Genomic DNA, 21,985 nt, shown 5'->3' on the forward strand with positions numbered 1-21,985 from the left:
GGTTCAGGCGTCGTCGCCGGTCGGCGGGCCGGCCGGAGCCACCACGCGGGTGCGCTTCTTGCGCTTGGGCGCGGCGGTCGTAGCAACCGGTTGCACGGGCTCCGGCTCGTGACCGGCGTCCGCGGAGTTCTCGGCTGCCGCGGCGGTCACCGTCACCGGAGCCGGGGCGGCCGGGGTGTCCACGTGCGGCGCACTGCCGGCCGCGGCGGTCGCCCGCCGGCGCCGGGCCCGGCCGGTCAGCTTGGGTGCGGGCTGCTCGGCCGACTCATCGGGCTCGCTCGCAGCCTCCTGCTCGGCTTGCGCCCGGTCCGTCTCCTGCGCCGCGTTGCGCTGACTGCCGGCTCGGCCGGTCACCGCGAGGTCGGGCCGGTCGATGGCCTCGGCGGCGATCGTGTCGGACGTCGCGTCGTGCTCCCGGGTGCCGTCGGTGCCGTCGGCCCCGTCGGTGCCCTGGTCGTGCTTGTCGGCCGAGACGGCCGCGGCGTGGGCCGCGGCGGCGATCTGGGCGGCGGTCGGACCGCTGGGCACGGCCCGCTCGTCCTGTTGCTTCTTGCCCCGGCCCTTGCGTGACTTGCCGTTGCCGCCGGAGTTGCCGCCACCGCCGTTGCCGCCACCGGAGGGCTTGTCGACCGGGTCGGTGTGCACGATGATCCCGCGGCCGCCGCAGTGCTCGCACGGCTCGGAGAAGACCTCGAGCAGACCGGAGCCGACCCGCTTGCGGGTCATCTGCACCAGGCCGAGCGAGGTGACCTCGGCGACCTGGTGCTTGGTGCGGTCGCGGCCCAGGCACTCCAGGAGCCGGCGGACGACCAGGTCGCGGTTGGACTCCAGCACCATGTCGATGAAGTCGACCACGATGATGCCGCCGATGTCGCGCAACCGCAGCTGACGGACGATCTCCTCGGCCGCCTCCAGGTTGTTCTTGGTGACGGTCTCCTCGAGGTTGCCGCCGGACCCGACGAACTTGCCGGTGTTGACGTCGATGACCGTCATGGCCTCGGTGCGGTCGATGATCAGCGAACCGCCGCTCGGCAGCCACACCTTGCGGTCCAGCGCCTTGGCGAGCTGCTCGTCGATCCGGTGCACGGTGAAGACGTCCTGCTCACCGGTCCACTTCTCCAGGCGCTCGGCCAGGTCGGGCGCGACCGAGGTGACGTAACCCTCGACCTGCTTCCAGACGCCGTCGCCCTGCACGACCAGTTTGCTGAAGTCCTCGTTGAAGACGTCGCGGATGACGCGGACGGTCAGGTCGGGCTCGCCGTGCAGCAGACTCGGGGCGCCCGCGGTCTTGGCGTCGGCCTGGATCTGCTCCCACTGCGCCTGCAGCCGCTCGACGTCGGCGCGCAGGTCCGCCTCGCTCGCGCCCTCGGCGGCGGTGCGCACGATGACGCCCGCATCGGCCGGGACGACCTCCTTGAGGATCTTCTTCAGCCGGGCCCGCTCGGTGTCGGGCAGCTTGCGGGAGATGCCGGTCATCGAGTTGCCGGGCACGTAGACCAGGAAACGGCCGGGCAGCGACACCTGGCTGGTCAGCCGGGCGCCCTTGTGCCCGATCGGGTCCTTGGTCACTTGCACCAGCACGGTGTCGCCGGACTTCAGCGCGTTCTCGATGCGCTTGGCCTGGCCGTTCTCGAGGCCCGCGGCGTCCCAGTTGACCTCACCGGCATACAGCACGGCATTGCGGCCGCGGCCGATGTCGACGAAGGCCGCCTCCATGCTGGGCAGCACGTTCTGCACCTTGCCGAGGTAGACGTTGCCGGCCATCGAGGCCTGCTGCACCTCGCGGGAGACGTAGTGCTCGACGAGCACGCCGTCCTCGAGCACGCCGATCTGGGTGCGGCCGTGGCGCTCGCGCACCACCATCTGCCGGTCGACGCTCTCGCGGCGGGCAAGGAACTCCGCCTCGGTGATCACCGTGCGGCGGCGGCCGGCCTCGCGGCCCTCGCGGCGGCGCTGCTTCTTGGCCTCCAGCCGGGTCGAGCCCTTGATCGCGGTGACCTCGTCACGGTCCTTGCGGGGCTCGCGCACCTTGGTGACGGTGCCGGGCGGGTCGTCGCCCTCGCTGGTGGCGCCGCTGCGGCGGCGCCGGCGGGTACGGCGACGGCTGCCGTCGGACTGCTCGTCGTCCTGGTCGGAGTCGCCCGAGTCGGCGGAGTCGCCCGAGTCGTCGTCGGTCTGCTTGGCGTCAGACTTCTTGGCGTTCTTCCGGCCGCCCTTGCCCTTCGGCTCGTCGGCGTTGTCCTCACCCTTGTCGGCGTCGTCCTTGCGACGGCCGCGGCCGCCGCGGCGGCGGGAGCGGTTGCTCGGCTGCTGGTCGGTGCCCGAGTCCGCATCCGAGTCGGAGTCGCCCGAGTCATCGGCGTCGTCGATCGGCTCGGCCTGCTCGCGGCGCGGTGCGCGGGTCTCCGGGTCCGGCGCCTGGAAGAGCAGCCCGAAATTCATCGGTGTCGACGAGGCGGGCTCGACTGGCGGGGCGGTCTCGGCGGTCCGGGCGGTGTCCGCGCTGTCGGTGGTCTGGGCGGTGTCGCCCGAAGTGGGTTCCTCGACGCCATCGGTGGATGCACCGGGCGCCAGGAACGGATTGGTGTCCTGGGGGGCCATGGCCCTCTTTCTGGTCCAGCACGCGAACGCACCCACAACGAGGCAGTGCCTGCACGTCCGCATGTCGCGGATAGTCCGTCGCTTGCCGGGCGCCCCCTAAAGGCGCCCCTGCGACGCAAAGTCGGCTGTTACGCCCGGCCCGGGTTCGCGGCAGATGCGCGGCTTCCGTTGGGCCGACCGCCGTCGATCCGGCGCTGCGCTGATCGCGAGTCTCGCGGGCTCCAGTGCGGATATCGACGGGGCGTGGGCACGTTGTGGCGATGCCGACGACCAGTGTCATTGTCGCACACGATCGGCGGCACGGATGTCAACCGGTTTCGAGCGGGTTGCCGATCGTGCCCTGGGCGTCGGTCAGGGGGCCCTGGCTGAGCCGCGTGACCAGCGGACGGGTCGCCTCGTCCAGCCCGGCGTGTCGGTGCAGCGCGGCGAGCACGTCGTCGGGCCGGACGAGCGGGGTCTGGTGCCGCAGGACGAGTTCGAGTGAGCCGCCGTCGGCGGTGAGCGCGACGATCGCGGCGCGCACGTCGAAGCTGCGCTCGCCGCGTTTGGTCATCCGTGACACCTCGGCGGTGTCCAGGTCCAGCAGGCGCGCGGCGGCGTCGGCCACCCGCGACCCTGCCTCCGCCGGGAAGTCGAGCCGCCAGCGACTGCCCTGGAGCCGGTCGGCGAGCGCACCCTGCTCGGCTTCGGCGACCGCGAGGATGTCGAGCCCGTCGGGCAGCGCCGCGTCGAGTGCGGTCAGCACCTCGGCCGGCTCGCGGCGTTCGCGCAGTTGGACCTCGAAATACTCCGCCTCGCTCGCCGTGCCGGTGGGCGCGGCGTTGGCGTAGCTGATCTTCGGGTGCGGGTGGAACCCCGCGGAGAACGCCGTCGGTATGTCGGCCCGCCGCAGCGCCCGCTCCAGGGCCCGTTGGAAGTCACGGGTCGAGGAGAAGCGGAGACGGCCGCGCTTGGCGTACTGCACGCGGAGCTTCTGCACCGCCGGGTCGGGAGCCGGGCCTTCCGGCACGCGTTGTCTGGCCACCGGCCAACCGTAGCCGCCGGGGTGGGGTGTCATCCCCCGCCCATGACCGCAGCAGCGCGACGACGAGTACGCCGCAGAGCGCCACGACACCGGCCCCGGTGAAGAGCGCGTGGTGCATGCCTGCCATAAAGGCATCCCGCGCCGACTGCGCGACCGAGCCACCGAAGTGCGTTGCCGCCGCGACGGATTCGCGCGCCTTCCCAGCTGCCGGCTGCGGCAGTCCAGGCGTGCGCAGTCGCGCGCGGTAGGTGCTGGACAGGATGCTGCCGAGCACCGCGATCCCGAGCGCGCCGCCGAACTCGCGGGCCAGGTCGTTCATGGCGGAGGCGACGCCCTGCTGTTCGCGCGGCAGGGCGTCGGTGATCGCCGAGGTCGCCGGGGTCATCGTCCAGCCCATGCCGGTGCCGAGCACCCAGAGCAGGACCGCGATCAGCCAGTAGGCGGTGGAGTCGCCGAGCGCGGCAAGGCCGCACATCGCCCCCGCGACCAGCGTCATACCGGCGGCGCAGAGCGGGCGGAGACCGAAGCGTGCAACGAGGTGCGGCGCCACCCGCGCACCGGGCATCAGCCCCGCTGCCAGGGGCAGCACCGCGCACGCCGTGACCAGCGGTGACCAGTCCCGGACGAACTGCAGATATTGCACGAAGACGAAGACGAAACCGAAGAAGAGGAAGAACAACGCGCTGACGGCCAGCGTGCCGCCGGTGAACCCGCCGTGCCGGAAAAGCCGAACGTCGAGCAACGGCGCGGTGATTCGTCGCTCCCACAGCACGAACGCGGTGAGTACGACGGCGCCTGCGACCAGGCCGCCCACGGTGCGCCCGGCGGACCACCCGTAGGTCGGTGCCTCGATGATCGAGTAGACGCCGATGCCGAGCCCGGCGACAGCGAGCAGGGCACCGACTCCGTCGAACCGGCCGGTCCGCGGCTCGTGTGACTCGGGCACGTTGCGCCATGACGCAAGCAGTGCGATGCACCCAATCATGCTGCTGAGCAAGAAGATTGAGCGCCAGGACCACCAGGTGAGCAGCAGCCCGGAGCCCAACAGGCCGAGCACGGCGCTCGCGCCGGCGAGCCCGGTCCAGACGGCCACCCCCCGCATGCGCTCGGCCTCCGGGAAGGTCGCGGTGATGGTGGACAGGGTCGCGGGCATGACCAGTGCGGCCGCGACGCCCATCGCCACCCGCACCCCGATCAGTGCCGCGGGTGCCTCGGTGGCGACCGTTGCCAGTGTCGCGACGACAAAGAGCGTCAGGCCGCCGAGCAGCACCCGACGACGGCCCAGTCGGTCACCGAGGTAGCCGCCCGGCAGCAGCAGCGCGGCGAAGGTCAGCGCGTATCCGTCGACGATCCAGGACAGTTCGGTCTGCGTGGCGCCGGTTGCGCGGGCCAGGTCGGGCAACGCCACCATCAGCGACGACACGGCCGACACGACCGCGGTGAGCGCGAGGCAGACCGCGACGAGCGCGGCACGGTGTGTGTTCATCGGAAGTCACTCCTTGGATTCGACGCCGGCGTACCTGCGCCGACCTCGTCACTCTCGGGCCGCACGGACGCTAGATTCAACACTGATGAATAAGTCACGAGGACGCCGACCGGGCCGTCCGCAGACCCGCGAACGGATCCTGGACGCTGCCCGCGAGGCCTTCCTGGCGAGCGGTTACGAACGCACCTCGCTGCGGCGGATCGCCGCGGCAGCCGAGGTCGACGTGGCACTGCTGAGCTACCACTTCGGTTCCAAACAGGGGCTTTTCGCTGCCGCGATGACTCTGCCGATCCGGCCCGGTGACGAGATCGAGAAGGCGCTCGGCGCACCCGTCGAGCAGTGGCCCGAACGGATCCTGCGCACCGTGCTCCGTGTCTGGGACCACCCGCAGGCCGGGCCTGCCGCGGTCCACACCCTGCTTGCCGCCGCCGCGGACCCGGTCGCGCGGCGCGCTCTCGATGAATTCCTGGAGCGGGAACTGCTCGCCCGCATCGAACGGCATCTGGCCGGCCGCGACGCCCGCCAGCGGGCGATGGGCCTGCTCGTGCCGACCGCCGGATTGCTGACGACGCGCTACCTGCTGCGGGTGCCCGCGTACGCCGAGGCGTCGCACGACGAACTCGTGCGCATCGTGGCGCCGTCCCTCGCCATACACCTGCGCGGAGCGCGGGCGGCGTCGCCGGACTGAGCCACGTCGCCGCCGCGTACGACTGCGGTCGCAGACAAGAGGCGACCCGCGGGCGATCCACGGGTAGCGACGGTGCCGCGACGGTGGTGGCATGACACAACAACTGCACTCACTCACTCCCCCGCCGACGGCCGACCGCACGCTGCTCGGGGACCGGCTGGTGAAGCGCTACGCGCCGTCGGTCCAGGACAGTCCGCCCGCGCTCGCCGGGGTCTCGCTGGCTGTCGCGCCCGGTGAGTCCGTCGCCGTCATGGGTCCGTCGGGCTCCGGCAAGACGACCCTGCTGCACGTGCTGGCCGGAATCGTCCGACCCGACGAGGGGGACGTCGTGTGGAACGGCAACAGCCTGCGCGGCGCCTCCGACGCCACTCGAACCACGTTGCGGCGCAGCGAATTCGGCTTCGTCTTCCAGTCCGGTCAGCTGATCCCGGAGCTGCCCGCGATCGAGAACGTCGCGCTGCCCCTACTGCTCGGCGGCACCGACCGCCGGCAGGCCGAAGCGCGCGCGGCCGCGCTCTTCGCACCTCTCGGACTGGGCGGCCTGGAGCGACGCCGACCGGGCGAGCTGTCCGGCGGCCAGGCGCAACGGGTGGCGATCGCCCGCGCGCTCGTCGGCACGCCGGGAGTCGTCTTCGCCGACGAGCCGACCGGGGCGCTCGACCAGCACACCAGCGGCGAGGTGATGCACCACCTGACCGGACTGAGCCGCCACCTGGGGGCGTCCCTGCTGATCGTGACCCACGACGCGAACGTCGCCGGCTGGTGCGACCGCACGCTGCATATGCAGGACGGCCGCATCGTCGGGGAGGCGCGCCGATGAACGTGCTGCCTGCCCTGCGCACCGCCCGCCGCATCGAACGCGCCACCGACTCGTCCGGCCGGTTGCCCAACACCCTTGCCATCGTTGCCTTCTCGGTCGCGACGGCTGCCCTGCTCATTGCGCTTGCCGGCCTGCACGGCTTCCAGGTGCGCGACGCGACCCACCCGACCGACGTGTCCTACACCTACGTCGGGCTCGCGGCCTGCGCTGCCGGCCTGCTCGCCGCGCCGGTGCTGACCCTTGGGGGCGTCGCCGCCCGGCTGACCGTCGGTCGCCGCGACCACCGTCTCGCGACGCTGCGCCTCGCGGGCGCCACTCGCACCCAGGTCGTCGCGATCACGCTCGTGGAGTCCGGACGGCTGGCCCTGCTCGGCTCACTCATCGGCATCGTCCTGTATGCCGGGAGTCTCGTGCCACTGTCGACCCTCCGTTTCGAGGAACACGCGTTCAGCTACCGCCAACTCGTGGTGCCGCTGTGGTGGTTGCCGCTCGTCGTGCTCGGCGTGACGCTGCTCGCCGTCGTGTCCGGGGCGATCGGGCTGCGCCGGGTCGCGATCAGTCCGCTGGGCGTGACTGCCCGCCATACGCCTCGAGGGCTGAGCGTGGTCCGGGTGCTACTGACGATGGCAGCCGTCGTCGTCTGGGTCGCCATCGGGAGCAGCCTGCAGCAGGCGGGCGTCGCCGTACTCCTGGTCATCGTGACGCTCATGGTCGCGATCGCCAACGTGGTCGGGCCGTTCGTGCTCGGTCTGGCCGGGCGACTGATCGCCCGCAATGCGCGGCATGCGCCGACTCTGCTCGCCGCCCGGCGGATCATCGATGACCCCAAGAACGCCTGGCGCGCGGTCGGATCCATGGGTCTGGCGATCACCGTCGCCGGCGTCGGCGGCTCAATGGGATCGATCGACACCAGCGATATGAACCGCACCCAGCAGCTCATTGCCCAGGACATGCGCACCGGCTCGCTCCTCACCGTCGGCATCATCGCGATCGTGGCGGCCACCTCCACCTGTGTCGTCCAGGCCGCCCGGGTCATCGATCGCCAAAGCGAGCTGCGCGCGCTCGCCCGCAGCGGCGCGCAGGACCGGACCTTGATCGCAGCCGCGCTGCGCGAGACCTCGCTACCGCTGGCGATCACGGTGGCGTTGTCGGCGGGTTTCACGGTGGTGATGATGGCGCCGTTCGCGCAGTACCTGAACCTGGCGACAGCGGGCTGGATCGCGCTCTCGGTGGTCGCGAGCATCGCGCTCATGCTGGGCACCGTGCGGCTGACCCGGCCGCTGATCCGTCAGGCCGTCACAGAGGTATGACGCCAGCACCAGGTGTTCACCGGTTCTTCAACGGGCGGACCCGTCCTCGGCAACTACAGCCGATTGCATCAAGGGTTGGGCCCCGGACCTCAAGGAGTGCATCCCCGACCGCACCGCCGGCGCCCGAGTGGAGGGACGAACATGACTGCAAACAAGCGCATCTCACGTCGCGCGAAGGTCCTCGGCGCAGGCGTCGCGGCAGCCGCGCTGGTCGGCACCGCGGCGGCGACCGCCAGCCCCCTGGCGAACAACGGGAACGGCCACGGCAAGGGTGGCAAGCAGCCGCGCAACGTCATCCTGCTGATCGGCGACGGGATGGGCGACTCGGAGATCACTGCCGCCCGCAACTACCAGGTCGGGGCCAACGGGCGCCTTAACCTGGACAGCCTGGCCAGCACCGGCGCCTACACGACGTACTCGCTGCAGAAGGGCACGAACACCCCTGACTACGTGACGGATTCGGCGGCTTCGGGCACCGGTTGGGCGACCGGCACCAAGACCTACAACGGTGCGATCAGCGTTGACACCAACGGCAAGAAGCAGCCGACGATCCTGGAGAACGCCAAGGCGGCCGGCTTCAACACCGGCGACGTCAGCACCGCGGAGATGCAGGACGCCACCCCGGCAGTGCTCGGATCGCACGTCACCAGCCGCGACTGCAAGGGCCCGTCGGCGACCACCGCCAAGTGCCCGACCAACGCGATCGAGAACGGCGGCGACGGGTCCATCTCGGAGCAGCTGATGCAGACTCGCCCCGACGTGCTGCTGGGCGGCGGACGCAAGTACCTCGAGGAGAAGGTCACCGCCGGTAAGTACGCCGGTCAGACCGTCCTCGACCAGGGCCGGGCGCAGGGTTACCAGGTCGCGACCACCGCGGCGCAGATGCAGAAGGCCCCGCTGGACAAGCCCCTGCTCGGCGCCTTCGCCCCGGGCAACATGGATCTGGAGTGGGTGGGCCCGACCCCGACCCGCGAGGGCACCCCTGCGCAGCGCTGCGCGGTGAACGACAAGCGCGACGCGGCACAGCCGCACCTGTCCCAGATGGCCGACGTCGCCATCAACCGGCTCGACTCGCTGAGCCGCGACGGCAAGGGCGCCAAGGGTCGCGGCGGCAGCGACGACAAGGGCTTCTTCCTGCAGATCGAGGGCGCGTCGATCGACAAGCAGGACCACGCGGCCAACCCCTGCGGTCAGATCGGCGAGAACGTCGAGTTCGACAAGGCCGTCGGCAAGGCACTGGACTACCAGAAGAAGAACCCGAACACGCTCGTGATCGTCACCGGCGACCACGGCCACACCAGCCAGATCGTCGGCGCCGGCAGCAAGACCGCCGGTTTCACCGCGACCCTGACCACCGCGGACAACGCCCCGATGACGATCAGCTACGCCACCTCCTCGGAGCTGACCGGCCAGGAGCACACCGGCACGCAGATCCGGGTGGCCGCAAGCGGCCCGGAGGCCTCGCGCGTCGAGGGTGTCACCAACCAGACCGACCTGTTCACCACCATGTCGGTGGCGCTCGGTCTGAAGCGCGGCTGACCCTGACAGCAGGTATGACGCGAGGCGGCGCCCGGATCGGGCGCCGCCTCGTCTCGTCATACGACGGTCAGCGGGAGCAGCTTCTTGCCGGTCGGGCCGATCTGGATCTCGGTGTTCATCTGCGGGCACACGCCGCAGTCGAAGCACGGCGTCCAGCGGCAGTCCTCGACCTCGGTCTCGTCGAGCGCGTCCTGCCAGTCGTCCCAGAGCCAGTCCTTGTCCAGGCCGGAGTCCAGGTGGTCCCAGGGCAGCACCTCGTGCTCGCTGCGCTCGCGGGTGGTGTACCAGTCAACCGAGACCGGGCTGTCGGCGAAAACCGTTGCGGCAGAGTCCATCCAGCGGTCGTAGCTGAAGTGTTCGCTCCAGCCGTCGAAGCGGCCGCCGTCGCGCCATACGGCCTCGATGACGGCGCCGACCCGGCGGTCGCCACGGCTCAGCAGACCTTCGACGATGCCGGGCTTGCCGTCGTGGTAGCGCATGCCGATCGACGACCCGAGGCGCCGGTCGGACCGGATCGCCTCGCGCAGCTTGGCGAGCCGGGCGTCAGTCTCCTCGGCGCCCAGTTGGGCCGCCCACTGGAAGGGAGTGTGCGGCTTGGGCACGAATCCGCCGATCGAGACGGTGCAGCGAATGTCCTTGCGGCCACTGACCTTTCGGCCGGTCTCAATGACGCGCTTGGCCATGTCGGCGATCTGCAGCACGTCCTCGTCGGTCTCGGTGGGCAGCCCGCACATGAAGTAGAGCTTCACCTGCCGCCAGCCGGCGGAGAACGCCGCGGTGACGGTGTTGATCAGGTCGTCCTCGCTGACCATCTTGTTGATGACCTTGCGGATGCGCTCGGAACCACCCTCGGGTGCGAAGGTCAGGCCGGAGCGGCGACCGCCGCGGGTCAGCTCGTTGGCGAGGTCGATGTTGAACGCGTCGACCCGGGTCGAGGGCAGCGACAGGCCGGTCTGGCTGCCTTCGTAGCGGTCGGCCAGGCCCTTGGTGATGTCGGCGATCTCGGAGTGGTCGGCCGACGAGAGCGACAGTAGCCCGACCTCCTCGAATCCGGTTGCGGCCAGGCCCTTTTCGACCATTTCACCGATGCCGGTGATCGACCGCTCCCGCACGGGACGGGTGATCATGCCGGCCTGGCAGAAGCGGCAGCCGCGGGTGCACCCGCGGAAGATCTCCACGGACATGCGCTCGTGCACGGTCTCGGCCAGCGGCACCAGCGGCTGCTTGGGGTAGGGCCACTCGTCGAGGTCCATCACCGTGTGCTTGGAGACCCGCCACGGCACTCCGGTCGCGTCGGGTGAGGGCGCGACCCGCTTGATGCGGCCGTCGGGCAGGTAGTCGACGTCGTAGAACCGCGGCACGTAGACGCCGCCGGTGCGGGCCAGGCGCAGCAGCAGCTCGGTGCGGCCGCCCGGTCGCCCCTCGGACTTCCACGCGCGGATGTGCTGCGTGATCGCGAGGACGGCTTCCTCGCCGTCGCCCACGACGGCGGCGTCGATGAAGTCGGCGATCGGCTCGGGGTTGAAGGCGGCGTGCCCGCCGGCCAGCACGATCGGGTCGTCGTCGGTGCGGTCGGCGGCGTGCAGCGGGATGCCAGCCAGGTCGAGCGCGGTCAGCATGTTGGTGTAGCCGAGCTCGGTGGAGAAGGACAGCCCGAAGACGTCGAAGTCGCGCACCGGCCGGTGCCCGTCGACGGTGAACTGCGGCACGCCCGCCTCGCGCATGGCGGCCTCCATGTCGGGCCACACGGCGTAGGTGCGCTCGGCGAGTGCGTCGGATCGCTCATTGAGCACTTCGTAGAGGATCATCACGCCCTGGTTGGGCAGCCCGACCTCGTAGGCGTCGGGATACATCAGCGCCCAGCGCGTGGTCAGCTCGTCACCCCCGGGGCCGAACCCACCGCACTGCCAGTCCTTGACGCATGAGTTGAGCTCGCCGCCGACATACTGGATCGGCTTGCTCACCCGCTCCAGCAACGGCTCGAGCGCGGGGAAGAGGGACTCACCTGCCATGCTTCCCAGGGTATGGCGCGGCGCGCGTCCGGGCGAAATTCTGGGCCCGGTCGCCTACCGCGGCCCCCGCACCCCCGCAAAACTCACCGAAAAGGTGCGCGACGCGCCGTACGCGTCCGGATTCTCGGCGTGTCAGCCACCTATTCGGTGAGTTTCGCTGATCGGTGCTCGACGCGCGCCCGGCACCCCGCAAAACTCACCGAAAAGGTGCGCGACGCGCCGTACCCGATGCGGACTCTCGGCGTGTCAGCCACCTATTCGGTGAGTTTCGCTGGTCGGGTCGGGGCGTGCCGAGTTGTGCGTGCCGGGGCCTGGGGTTGCGCGGGCGGAGAGCGGGTCAGTCGTAGAGGCTGTCCAGCTCGTCCTTGAACTTGCGCGTCACGACGGTCCGCTTGAGTTTCAGGCTGGGCGTGATCTCGCCCTGCTCGACGGTGAGGTCACGCGGCAGGATGACGAACTTCTTGACCTGCTCCCAGCGGTTGAGGCCGAGGTTGAGTTCGTCGATGTACTCCTGGACCATCTCGCGCGCCGCGTCGGAGGTGACGATCGTGCGGTAGTCGGCCCCCGGCATGCCGTGGGACGTGGCCCAGTCACCGATGCCGTCGGGGTCAAGGGTGACCAGCGCGGAGACGAACTTGCGGCCGTCGCCCTCGACGACGAACTGCGAGGCGTAGGGGCAGATGCCCTTGAAGCGGGCCTCGATCAGGCTCGGCGCGACGTACTTGCCGTTGGAGGTCTTGAACAGGTCCTTCTTGCGGTCGGTGATCTTGAGGTGACCGCTGGGCAGCAGTTCGCCGATGTCGCCGGTGTGGAACCAGCCGTCGACGAGCGTCTGCGCGGTCACGTCGTCCAGGCCGCGGTAGCCCTGCATGACGCCGGGGCCTTTGATCAGCACCTCGCCGTCGTCGGCGATCTTGACCTGAGTGCCGGGCACCGGCCAGCCGACGGTGCCGACGACATTGGCGTCCGGGCGGTTGACGCAGGACGCGGCCGAGGTCTCGGTGAGGCCGTAGCCCTCGAGGATCGGCATACCCATCGCGTCGAACCATTTCGCGACGTCCTGGTTGAGCGCGGCGGAGCCGGAGATGAAGAAGCGCACCCGGCCGCCGAAGCGGTCGCGGATCTTGCCGAGCACGATTTTGTCGCCGACCGCGTGCTGCGCGCCGAGCAGCGGACTGGCCGACTTGCCGGCGGCGCGGCTGTCGGCGACCTTGCGGGCGTTGCCACTGGCCCAGTCGAAAAGCTTGGCCTTCGCACCGCCCTCGTCGGCCATCATCGTGGTGATGCGGCCGTAGACCTTCTCGAAGATGCGCGGTGCCGCGCCCATCCAGGTGGGCCGCACGTCCGGCAGGTTCTCCACGATCTTGTCGACCCGGCCGTCGATCGCGGTCGGAAAGCCGATCTGCAGCGGCAGGGTGAGCAGCACCTTGCCGAAGACGTGCGCGAGCGGCAGCCAGAGATATTGCAGGTCGTCCTCGCCGAGGATGTGCGTGGAGTCGACCGCGGCCGCTTCGTAGGTCCAGGCGTCGTGCGGCAGCCGGACACCCTTGGGCCGACCTGTCGTGCCGGAGGTGTAGATCAAGGTGGCGAGCGAGTCCGGCTCGATGGCGGCGATGCGCTCGTCCAGCGCCTGCGGGTGGTCGGCGAGGTATGCCGTGCCGAGTCGCTCCAGCTCATCGAGCGTGATCACCCAGTCGCCGTCACCGGCGCCGTCGAACAGCACGACCTTGCGTACGCCCGGGATCGCGTCGCGGCCGTCGCGCAGCTTGGCGACCTGGTCGTCGTTCTCGGCGAAGACGACCTTGCTGCCGGAGTCGGAGACGATGAAGAGCACCTCGTCGGCGGTCGTCGTCGGGTAGATCGTGGTGGTCGCGGCGCCGGCGAGCATGATGCCGAGGTCGGCGAGCGCCCATTCCAGCCGGGTGGCCGCGGCGATCGCGACCCGGTCCTCCGCGTCGACGCCGAGCGCGACGAGGCCGGCGGCGATGCGGCGAGCGCGTTCGTCAGCCTGCCGCCAGGTCATCGAGCGCCACTTCTCCCCCACCGGGTAGCGGAACGCCTCACGGGTCGGGCTGGCTGCCACCCGATCGATGAAGAGCTGCGCGACCGACGAGGCCCGCTGCTCGATGACGGACAGATCCGGCTGCTCTTCGCTGAGCGACTTCACCATAGCTCCGGACTCTACCGACCTCAGGTCAGTCGCCGCAGGCTGCTCAGGTGCACGTTGCCGAGCAGGCCGATGCCGAGCCAGCAGGCGAACATGCTGGACCCGCCATACGACACGAACGGCAGCGGCAGGCCGGTGACCGGCAGCAGCCCAAGGTTCATGCCGACGTTCTGCAGGATCTGGAAGAGGAACCACACCGCGACCCCGACCGCGACCAGCCGGCCGAAGGAGTCGCGGGTGCGCCGGGCGATCAACAGCGCTCGTATGACGAGGAATCCGAGCAGCAGCACGATGCCGGCCGCACCGACGAAGCCGAGCTCCTCGCCCGCGACCGAGAAGATGAAGTCGGTCTGCTGGAACGGGATGAACCCGCCCTGGGTCTGCCGGCCGTGGAACAGGCCCTCTCCGGTCCAGCCGCCCGACCCGACGGCGATCTTGACCTGTTGCACCTGGTAGCCGATGCCGGTCGGGTCGACCGACGGGTCGGCGAAGGCGGTCAGCCGGTTGCGCTGGTAGGCGCTCAGGATCGGCGTCGTCAGCGCGGCGGTGACGGCCCCCGCGAGCCCCGTCGCGAAGCCGAACAGCCACCAGCGCGATGCGCCGCTCACCGCGATGACGCCGATCCCCATGAAGACCAGGACGGTCGCCGAACCGAGGTCGGGCTGCGCCAGCACCAATAGGACGGGTATGCCGAGCACGACCGCCGCGACCGCGACGTCCCGCGCCGGCGGCGGTGCGTCCCGCTCGCCGCGTTCGGCGAGGATCATCGCCAGCCCGACGCAGAGCGCGACCTTGGCGAATTCGGCCGGCTGGATGGAGAACCCGGGCACCTGGATCCACGACCGTGACCCGTTGATGGTGGAGCCGAGCGGTGACAGCACGAGCAGCAGGCCGACGAGCGAAGCGACATACACCCACGGCGCGAAGGCGCGGATCGCCCGGAAGTCGATGCGCATCACGACCGCGGCCAGCGCCATACCGACGCCCAGGTTGAACAGGTGCCGGATCAGGTATGCCGAGCCGTCCGCGTGCCTCGTCGCCGACCAGACGAGCAGGGCCCCGATGACCGACAGCGCGAATGCGGCGACCACCAGCCCCCAGTCGGTGCGCGCCAGCGGCAGTTGCCGGTGGTCAGCGGCCGCGAGCGGTCGGCGTCCGGTCAGCTGCGTCACGCCCGCCATCGTGCCGCACGGTCAGTGGATTCGTTGGGCAACTTCCTCCAGTGCCGGCCACGGATCGTCGCCGAGTGCCTGCACCGCGACGTGGTCGGCGCCGGCGTCGAGGTGTGCCTGCACGCCGGCTGCGATCGTCTCCCCGTCGCCGTGCAGCACGAGAGCGTCAACCACCCGGTCACTGCCGGGTCGCTCCACGTCGGTGTCCTCGAAGCCGAGCCGCCTCAGGTTGGCGACGTAGTTTCGCAGTCCGAGGTAGTGGTCGACGATGTCCCGGCCGGCGCGGCGGCCTGCGTCGACGTCCGCCTCGAGCACGATCTTTTGTTCCGGTGCGAGCAGCACGTCGTCGCCGAGGATCCCTCGCGCCTGCCGGGTGTGCTCCGGTGTCGTCAGGTAGGGGTGTGCCCCAGCCGTGCGATCGGCTGCGAGCCGCAGCACCTTCGGGCCGAGTGCCGCCAGGACTGTCCTGTCCTTCGACACCCCGGCCTCCTGCAGGCCGTCGAGGTAGTCGACGAGCGCGGCGTACGGCGTGCGGTAGTCGCTGGTCGCCTCACGGTGACCTGCACCGATGCCGAGGACGAACCGGCCGGGGTGAGCGCCCTCGATGCGGTGGAACGCCCGGGCAGCCGACTCGGGGGTGTCCTGCCAGATGTTCAGGATGCCGGTCGCGACGGTGAGCTCCTTTGTCGCTGCCAGAAGTTCGTCGACAATGCCGAGGTCGCCCCCAGGCGAACCACCGAGCCAGAGCGTGCCGTAACCGAGGCGCTCAGCTCGCTGCGCGAAGTCGGCGTCCAGTTGCGCGGCGTTCCGCCAGATCCCCAAAGGGCCGAGAGTCGTCATGCTGGTGCGAACGCGGTGCGGGTGGTCCGGCTTCCCGAAAACTCAGCGCAGCAGGTCGCGGGCGGCGTCGACGTCGCGAGTCATCTGGTCGATCAGGGCGTCGATCGAGTCGAACTTGGTGTTGCCGCGCAACCGCTTCACGAACTGCACGCGCACGGTCTCGCCGTAGAGGTCGAGGTCGTCGCGGTCCAGCACATAGGCCTCGACGGTCCGCTGCGGCACGTCGTCGAAGGTCGGGTTGGTGCCGACCGAGATCGCGGCCGGCATCCGGTGCTCGGGGTCCGCCGTCGGGAGCGACTCGCGGACGAGCCAGCCGGCATACACGCCGTCGGCGGGCACCATGCCTTCCGATTCCGGGCTGAGGTTCGCGGTGGGGAAGCCGAGCTCGCGGCCGCGCTGCAGGCCCAGGACGACCTCACCGCGCACCTCGTGCGGCCGGCCGAGGACGGTGGCCGCCCGCTCGGCGTCGCCGTCGGTGAGCGCCGACCGCACCTCGGTCGACGAGAGCCGGTGGCCCTCCCCCACATCGGCGAGCACCCGCACGTCGAAGCCGAACTTCGCGCCGAGCTCCCGTAGCGTGTCGACGTCGCCGGAGTTGTTCACCCCGAAGCGGGTGTCGCGGCCGACGACCACGGCGTCGGCGCGCAGACCGTCGACGAAGAACTCGCGGACGAACTCTTCGGGGGTCAGGGCCGCGAGCTCCTTGGTGAACGGCAGCACCAGGACCGCGTCCAGACCGGTCGCGTCGAGCAGCTCGAGGCGCTCGGCGGACGAGGAGATCAGCGTGGGCGCGCGGTCCGGGAAGAGCACCTTCAGCGGGTGCGGCTCGAAGGTGACCGCGACCGACCGGGCGTCGCGCTCGCGGGCGAGCTCCACGACGCTGGCCAACAGGGCGGCATGTCCACGATGCACACCGTCGAAATTGCCGATGGTGACCACGCTTTCGCCGAAGTCGGCGGGCAGGTCGGTCAGCTTCGTCGCACGCAGCACGGGCGCAACTGTAGTGCGCGGGGTAGGCCGGCACGATCGGCCGGTCGGCTCAACCGGTTGGCAGTTCCTTCTCGGACAGCCCGAGAAGGCGCCACGCCGCGAGCGCGATCACCCAGGTGGCCACGAACACCCCGACGATGACGAAGCCGACGCCGTCCAGATTGATCGATCCGATCGCCGCGACCGGGCCGGACTCCCACGAGAACCGGTCGGACAACACGCTGCACAGCTCGATCGTGCCGATCACCAGCGCCACGAAGACCGACAGTGCGGTGACCGTGGCGTTGTAGTAAAGACGGCGCAGCGGCTTGGCGAATGCCCAGCGATATGCCTTGGCCATGAAAACGCCGTCCGCCGCGTCGAGCAGGCTCATGCCGGCGGCGAACAGGATCGGCAGGGTCAATATCGCGTACCACGGCAGCGCGAAGGCGGCAGCGCCGCCGGCGAGCACCAGCAGGCTGACCTCGGTGGCGGTGTCGAAGCCGAGCCCGAAGAGGAAACCGATCGGATACATGTTCCACGGCTTGGTGACCGACTTGGTCAGGCCGCCGAGGAAGCGGTTGATGAAGCCGCGCGAGTTGAGGTGGTGCTCCAGCGCCGCCTCGTCGAACTCGCCGCGATTGGCGCGCCGCCATACCTGCACGATGCCGATCAGCGCCATCAGGTTGAGGATGCCGATAATCCAGAGGAACGTGCCGGACACGGTGACGCCGACGACGCCGGTGATGTCGTGCAGCGTGGAGTTGTCGTCCTCCACCGAGCCGGCGAGCGCCTTCATGCCGAGGGCGAGCAGGAAGCACAGCCCGAACACCACGCTGGAGTGACCGAGCGAGAACCAGAACCCGACCGACATCGGGCGGCGGCCGTCGGTGAGCAGTTTGCGGGTGGTGTTGTCGATCGCGGCGATGTGGTCGGCGTCGAACGCGTGCCGCATGCCGAGGGTGTATGCCGTGACGCCCAGCCCGATGCCGAACACCTGGGCATGGCCGGCGTCGCTGCCGAGTTTGAAGTGCTGCGGCTCGACCAGGAAGAACAGCGAGCCCCAGCCGACCACGTGCAGCGCGAGGATGAACAAGGCCATCCCGAACACCGAACGGCGTTCTGCCGGCGTGAAATCGGCGACGAACGCGCGCGCCTTGGCGGCGGCTCCGGAGCTCGGTGCGGTGACGGTCGCCATAAATATGGAGCATAGCGATAGGACGCGACTGCGTCGCATCTACCGGACGGTCCGAACGCGAAACGCCCGACCGGCGCAGGTGGCCGGTCGGGCGGGTCGGGTGTGAAGCGGCGCGATCAGGCGACCGGCAACGCCAGGCCGAGCGCCGAGAGCAGGTTGTTCAGCAGCGCGCTGAGCCCGGCGAGCGGACCGCCCTTGTCGAGCAGCCCGGCGATGGCGCACACCAGGTTGCCGAGCAGGTTGCCGGCACCGGGCACGGCGGTGATGTCGAGCACCACCTTGTTGAGGTCGATCACCAGCCCCAGCAGGTCCAGGTGCAACGGCCCGAGCACCAGGTTGAGCACCGAGCAGCTCTTGGCCGCCGCGGCCTGCGCCGCCTGGGCGGCGCCGGCGTTCGCCGCCTGACCGTTGATCTGCTCCACCGGTGCGGTGAAGGTGGTGCCGGCGGCCGGGAGCCCGGTGCCGCGGATGGTGCCCTTCACCATCAGCGCGCCGTTCTGCACGTAGGTGCGCAGATTGCTGAGCGAGCCGCTGAAGACGGTGCCGTCCGGCAGTGTGCCGGTCACCGGCAGCGACGTGGCCGCCTGCCGCGCCCCGTGCGCGACGGCCTTGCCGGAGTTTCCGGGTGCGGCGAGGGCAGGCGTGGTGGCAGCGGCGCCGACGCCGATCGCGGTGGCGAGCACGGTGCCGGCGGTCATGATGCGGAACTTGTCGGTGAACATGAGATCCCTTCATCTCCCCGAGGCGAATTCCCCCGAAGCACCGTGCAGCGAAGCACACGCGACCCTGGTTACGCTTCCGTACCAGGCCTGTTCGGCGAAATTTCACCCCTCGGGGTGAGGCCGATCAGGCTGGGAAGACCACCCGCGACTTGGGGATCTCGCCACTTTCGTCGAGCATCGCCACGAGCTCGCCGCCGGCGGTGATGGCGGCCGACAGTGGGGGCGCGTCCGTGCGCGTCGCGAGGCGTTTGCCGTGGCGCAGATCGCGGGCCTCGTCCTTGCTGATCGCTCGCACCGGGAACTGCGCAGCAGCCGCCTGCCCCATGGGTATGACGGGCAGCGGCTGCCCATCGTCCACCAACTGCTCCAGCCCGGCCAGCTGCCGAGCGTCCGTGACGCCGAAGCGGCCCACCCGGGTGCGCCGTAGCGCGGTCAGGTGGCCGCCGACCCCGAGCGCCGCGCCGAGGTCGCGGGCGAGTGCTCGCACGTAGGTGCCCGACGACACGTCCACCTCGACGTCGAGGTCACGGAAGGTCTGTCCGGTCGCGTCGTTCGACGCCGTGCGGTCGGCGACGACCTCGAAGCGCTCGACCCGGACCGCCCGAGGTTGAAGCTTGACTTCGTCTCCGCCGCGGACCTTGGCATAGGAGCGAACGCCGTCGACCTTGATCGCGCTGACCGCGCTCGGCACCTGCTGCAGGTCCCCCGTCAGGTCGCGCACCGCGGCGGCGACTGCTTCATCGGTGAGCGCGGCTGCGTCATACGTCCCGGTGACCTCGCCCTCGGCGTCGTCGGTCACCGTGGTCTGCCCGAGACGGATCGTCGCGGTGTAGCTCTTGTCGCAGCCGACCAGGAAGGTCAGCAGCTTGGTCGCCTTGTTGAGGCCGAGCACCAGGACACCGGTCGCCATCGGGTCGAGCGTGCCGGCGTGCCCTACCCGGCGCGTGCGCGCGAGCCGGCGAGTGCGGGCGACCACGTCGTGGCTCGTCCAGCCGGCGGGTTTGTCGACGATGAGCAGACCGTCGGCAGTCATCGGGTCATCCTTCGGCGCGGTGTTCCTCGTCGGCGGGCTTCTTGTAGGGGTCTGCCTCGCCGGCGTAGTTGGCGGACTGCTTGGCGCGGGCTAGCTCGTCGTCGCGCTCGCGGGCGGCCCTGAGCGCCTCCTCGATATGCGCCGCGCCTTCCGGGATCGCGTCGGGGATGAACTCCAGCGACGGGGTCAGCCGGATGCCGAGGCCCTTGCCGACGTGCGAACGGATGCGCCCGCGCCAATCCTCAAGCGCCGCAGCGGTGTCCGCGCGTTCCTCGTCTGTGCCGTAGACGGTGTAGAAGATCGACGCGTGCTGCAGATCGCCGGTGACGCGCACGTCGGTGACGGTCAGGAAGCCAAGTCGCTCGTCCTTCACGCGACGCTCGATGAAGTCGGCGACCAGCGTCTTGGTGCGCTCGGCAATCTTGCGGGCGCGGGCCGGATCAGCCATCGATCTCACTCCATTCGGGCTGGACGGTTGCAGCAAACCACCACCCTACGATCAGGTCTACTTGCTCGCGACCACGAGGTCCCGGTCGATCGAGGCGTCCACCCGGTGGCGGAACGCGTCGGGGTCGCCGTCCGCGACCGCCAGCCCGTGGTCGGCGAGCAGGGCGACGAGTTCGTCGCGCGGCGCCACGTGCCGGTTGTAGGACAGGCCCACCGCTCCCCCGGTGCGCAGCACCCGGGTCCACTCCGGCAACGCCCGGTCCAGCAGGTCGAGCGGGCGACGGGCGAGGCGGTCGCCGTGCGAGCCGTGTTGGACGCCGTATGGCGTGTCGGTCGCGACCACGTCGACGCTGCCGGACCGCACGAGTCCTTGCAGGTCGGTCGTGTCGGTCGACAGGTAGGTGAGGTGCTGCACGCCTCCGGCCTTGAAGTCCTCCTTGGTCGGTGCCAGCTGCGCGGTCAGCCGGCGGCCACGCTTGGTGCCGCCGATGGTCAGCTGGGCGTCTTCGACGGTGTGCTTCAGCCGATGCTGCCGCATCCAGGTTTTGAGGAACGCCGAATATGCCTCGTAATCCTTGCGATCCACGTCGACACCGATCGCGTCGAGACCGAGCGAGAGCGCGATGTTGAGCGTGGTGCCGCGGCCACACATCGGGTCGAGCACCTGCAGACCCCCATCGAGCAGCCTGCCCGGGGTCCTCGTCGCGGCCGCGGTGACGTTGAGCAGCAACCGGGTCCACTGCTCGTTGGTCTTGCCCTGGTATTTCTGGATCGTCACCAGGTCGTCCGGGTAGTGCCCCAGCCGTGGCAGTCGCACCGGCGCCAGCAGGTCGCCCTCGCGACGGAACACTGCGTGCGCGGCCGACAACGCCGCGAGCAGCTGCTTGCCGGTGTCGTCCAGGTCCTCGTCGCTGTGCAGCCCGAGGTAGTCCACCCCGGCCAGCGTGATCGGCTCGACGCGCGCCCCCGTCATACCGAATCCTGCTGCGAGTGCTTGCAACTCGGCGCCCACGAGGCGAGGGGCGTCGGCCGCGTAGACGCGGTTGGCGGACGGGGCGAGCAGGATCAGGTGTTCGGGCACGTGCACACGGTAGTGCGCGCTAGTGCCGGTCGGCTGCTCGCTGCCGGTCGCGGTAGGCCCCTGGGGGTTCTCCGACGAGCGCCACGAAGTCGCGGCCCATGTGCGCCTGGTCGAACCAGCCGAGATCGGTCGCGAGCTCGGCGAGCGTCGCGTCGTCGCCGTCGTGCAGGCGCTCGATGGCTGCGTGCACGCGGGCGCGGGCGATCAGCCACTGTGGGCCGACCCCGACATACCGCCGGCACAGCCGCTGCAGGCTGCGCAGACCGAGGCCACAGCGGTCCGCGAGTTCGGTTGCGGTGATTGCGAGCTCGGCTAACTCGAGTGTTTCGATGACGCGACGAACCGTCGGGTAGTCGTCGTCATACCGCTCCGGCAGGCCTCTCAGGTAGCTGTCCAGGTGCGCCACGACGCCCTCGTGGTCCGACCGCAGACCGGCGATGCCGTCGACGCCGGGCAACAGGTCGGCGGCGGGCACGACACGATCACGCAGACCGGCCGCATCGATGCCGGTCAGCGCGGTGAAGCCGCCGGGCCGGAACTTCACCCCCACGACTCCCCCGGCCTGCGTCAACTCGACGTCGAAGCGCGAGCGGCTGACGACGCCGGTGACGAACACTCCGCCACCAGGCGCGCCGTCGCGGCGACAGCCGCCGTACTCCACGGTGAGGTTGCAGGAGGAAACCGGCACCGTCGAGCTGCGGAAGCTCGCGCCGGCCGGCAGTTGCCAGCGCAGCAGCCAGTAGTGCTCGACCCAGTCCTCCAGGGACGGGTCGCAGGCCGGTCGTTCGAGGGTCGCCACCCGGGCGAACTGCGCCGGGTCGAGGATGATCCCGGCCGGTGTCGCCTTTGTCCTAGCGGGCATGGGTGCAGCGTAGG

At 70.3% G+C, this 21,985-nt stretch carries 18 protein-coding genes; 4 read left to right on the forward strand and 14 right to left on the reverse strand.

Features of this window, described 5'->3' with window-relative positions:
- Positions 1 to 3: 3 nt before the first annotated feature.
- The 3 genes from N2M23_RS17940 to N2M23_RS17950 form a co-directional block, all read right to left on the reverse strand.
- On the reverse strand, positions 4 to 2,601 hold the full coding sequence (locus N2M23_RS17940) for an Rne/Rng family ribonuclease (protein ID WP_265447388.1): 2,598 nt from the start codon (positions 2,599 to 2,601) through the stop codon (positions 4 to 6).
- A 307-nt stretch (positions 2,602 to 2,908) separates the two neighbouring features.
- A complete protein-coding gene (locus tag N2M23_RS17945) occupies positions 2,909 to 3,565 on the reverse strand; it encodes a TIGR03936 family radical SAM-associated protein (RefSeq protein WP_425270260.1) in 657 nt (218 codons plus the stop codon).
- Positions 3,519 to 5,111 (reverse strand): MFS transporter, encoded by a 1,593-nt coding sequence (locus N2M23_RS17950; protein WP_265447390.1) that lies wholly within the window; start codon positions 5,109 to 5,111, stop codon positions 3,519 to 3,521. The genes N2M23_RS17945 and N2M23_RS17950 overlap by 47 nt, the downstream gene beginning before the upstream one ends.
- Before the next feature lie 85 nt (positions 5,112 to 5,196).
- On the opposite strand from N2M23_RS17950, the gene N2M23_RS17955 reads away from it, so the two are divergent.
- The 4 genes from N2M23_RS17955 (at position 5,197) to phoA (ending at position 9,468) form a co-directional block, all read left to right on the forward strand.
- Entirely contained in the window at positions 5,197 to 5,799 is a 603-nt protein-coding gene (locus tag N2M23_RS17955) for a TetR/AcrR family transcriptional regulator (protein ID WP_265447392.1), read from the forward strand.
- A gap of 91 nt (positions 5,800 to 5,890) precedes the next feature.
- Positions 5,891 to 6,619, forward strand: a complete 729-nt coding sequence (locus N2M23_RS17960) for an ABC transporter ATP-binding protein (protein WP_265447394.1) — start codon at positions 5,891 to 5,893, stop codon at positions 6,617 to 6,619.
- A complete protein-coding gene (locus N2M23_RS17965; protein WP_265447396.1) occupies positions 6,616 to 7,929 on the forward strand; it encodes an FtsX-like permease family protein in 1,314 nt (437 codons plus the stop codon). Before N2M23_RS17960 ends, N2M23_RS17965 begins: the two co-directional genes overlap by 4 nt.
- A gap of 141 nt (positions 7,930 to 8,070) precedes the next feature.
- The gene (gene phoA / locus N2M23_RS17970) at positions 8,071 to 9,468 is read left to right on the forward strand and encodes an alkaline phosphatase (RefSeq protein ID WP_265447398.1); all 1,398 of its coding nucleotides are present in this window, start codon (positions 8,071 to 8,073) and stop codon (positions 9,466 to 9,468) included.
- A gap of 56 nt (positions 9,469 to 9,524) precedes the next feature.
- Here phoA and N2M23_RS17975 read toward each other — a convergent pair whose 3' ends face one another.
- The 11 genes from N2M23_RS17975 to N2M23_RS18025 form a co-directional block, all read right to left on the reverse strand.
- Positions 9,525 to 11,480 carry a TIGR03960 family B12-binding radical SAM protein gene (locus tag N2M23_RS17975; RefSeq protein ID WP_265447399.1) on the reverse strand — a complete coding sequence of 652 codons (1,956 nt, stop codon included), beginning with the start codon at positions 11,478 to 11,480 and terminating at the stop codon, positions 9,525 to 9,527.
- 337 nt (positions 11,481 to 11,817) lie between these two features.
- The gene (locus N2M23_RS17980; RefSeq protein WP_265447401.1) at positions 11,818 to 13,650 is read right to left on the reverse strand and encodes an AMP-dependent synthetase/ligase; all 1,833 of its coding nucleotides are present in this window, start codon (positions 13,648 to 13,650) and stop codon (positions 11,818 to 11,820) included.
- 20 nt (positions 13,651 to 13,670) lie between these two features.
- The gene (rodA, locus tag N2M23_RS17985; RefSeq protein ID WP_265447403.1) at positions 13,671 to 14,819 is read right to left on the reverse strand and encodes a rod shape-determining protein RodA; all 1,149 of its coding nucleotides are present in this window, start codon (positions 14,817 to 14,819) and stop codon (positions 13,671 to 13,673) included.
- A 21-nt stretch (positions 14,820 to 14,840) separates the two neighbouring features.
- Positions 14,841 to 15,659, reverse strand: coding sequence for an LLM class F420-dependent oxidoreductase (locus tag N2M23_RS17990; RefSeq protein ID WP_265447404.1), 819 nt, complete (start codon positions 15,657 to 15,659; stop codon positions 14,841 to 14,843).
- Positions 15,660 to 15,701: 42 nt separating this feature from the next.
- Positions 15,702 to 16,649 (reverse strand): bifunctional riboflavin kinase/FAD synthetase, encoded by a 948-nt coding sequence (locus tag N2M23_RS17995; protein ID WP_265447406.1) that lies wholly within the window; start codon positions 16,647 to 16,649, stop codon positions 15,702 to 15,704.
- Positions 16,650 to 16,698: 49 nt separating this feature from the next.
- A complete protein-coding gene (gene nicT, locus N2M23_RS18000; RefSeq protein WP_265447407.1) occupies positions 16,699 to 17,826 on the reverse strand; it encodes a Nickel transporter NicT in 1,128 nt (375 codons plus the stop codon).
- 116 nt (positions 17,827 to 17,942) lie between these two features.
- Complete coding sequence (locus N2M23_RS18005; protein ID WP_265447409.1) at positions 17,943 to 18,548, reverse strand: ABC transporter substrate-binding protein; 606 nt, start codon at positions 18,546 to 18,548, stop codon at positions 17,943 to 17,945.
- Positions 18,549 to 18,672: 124 nt separating this feature from the next.
- Positions 18,673 to 19,581 carry a tRNA pseudouridine(55) synthase TruB gene (gene truB, locus N2M23_RS18010; protein WP_265447410.1) on the reverse strand — a complete coding sequence of 303 codons (909 nt, stop codon included), beginning with the start codon at positions 19,579 to 19,581 and terminating at the stop codon, positions 18,673 to 18,675.
- Between the two features lie 4 nt (positions 19,582 to 19,585).
- Positions 19,586 to 20,029 carry a 30S ribosome-binding factor RbfA gene (rbfA, locus tag N2M23_RS18015; RefSeq protein WP_265447411.1) on the reverse strand — a complete coding sequence of 148 codons (444 nt, stop codon included), beginning with the start codon at positions 20,027 to 20,029 and terminating at the stop codon, positions 19,586 to 19,588.
- Positions 20,030 to 20,086: 57 nt separating this feature from the next.
- Complete coding sequence (locus N2M23_RS18020) at positions 20,087 to 21,109, reverse strand: TRM11 family SAM-dependent methyltransferase (protein WP_265447413.1); 1,023 nt, start codon at positions 21,107 to 21,109, stop codon at positions 20,087 to 20,089.
- A gap of 19 nt (positions 21,110 to 21,128) precedes the next feature.
- The gene (locus N2M23_RS18025; RefSeq protein ID WP_265447415.1) at positions 21,129 to 21,971 is read right to left on the reverse strand and encodes a helix-turn-helix domain-containing protein; all 843 of its coding nucleotides are present in this window, start codon (positions 21,969 to 21,971) and stop codon (positions 21,129 to 21,131) included.
- Between the last annotated feature and the right edge of the window lie 14 nt (positions 21,972 to 21,985).

This window comes from Flexivirga meconopsidis (assembly GCF_026162425.1).
GTDB lineage: Bacteria > Actinomycetota > Actinomycetes > Actinomycetales > Dermatophilaceae > Flexivirga > Flexivirga meconopsidis.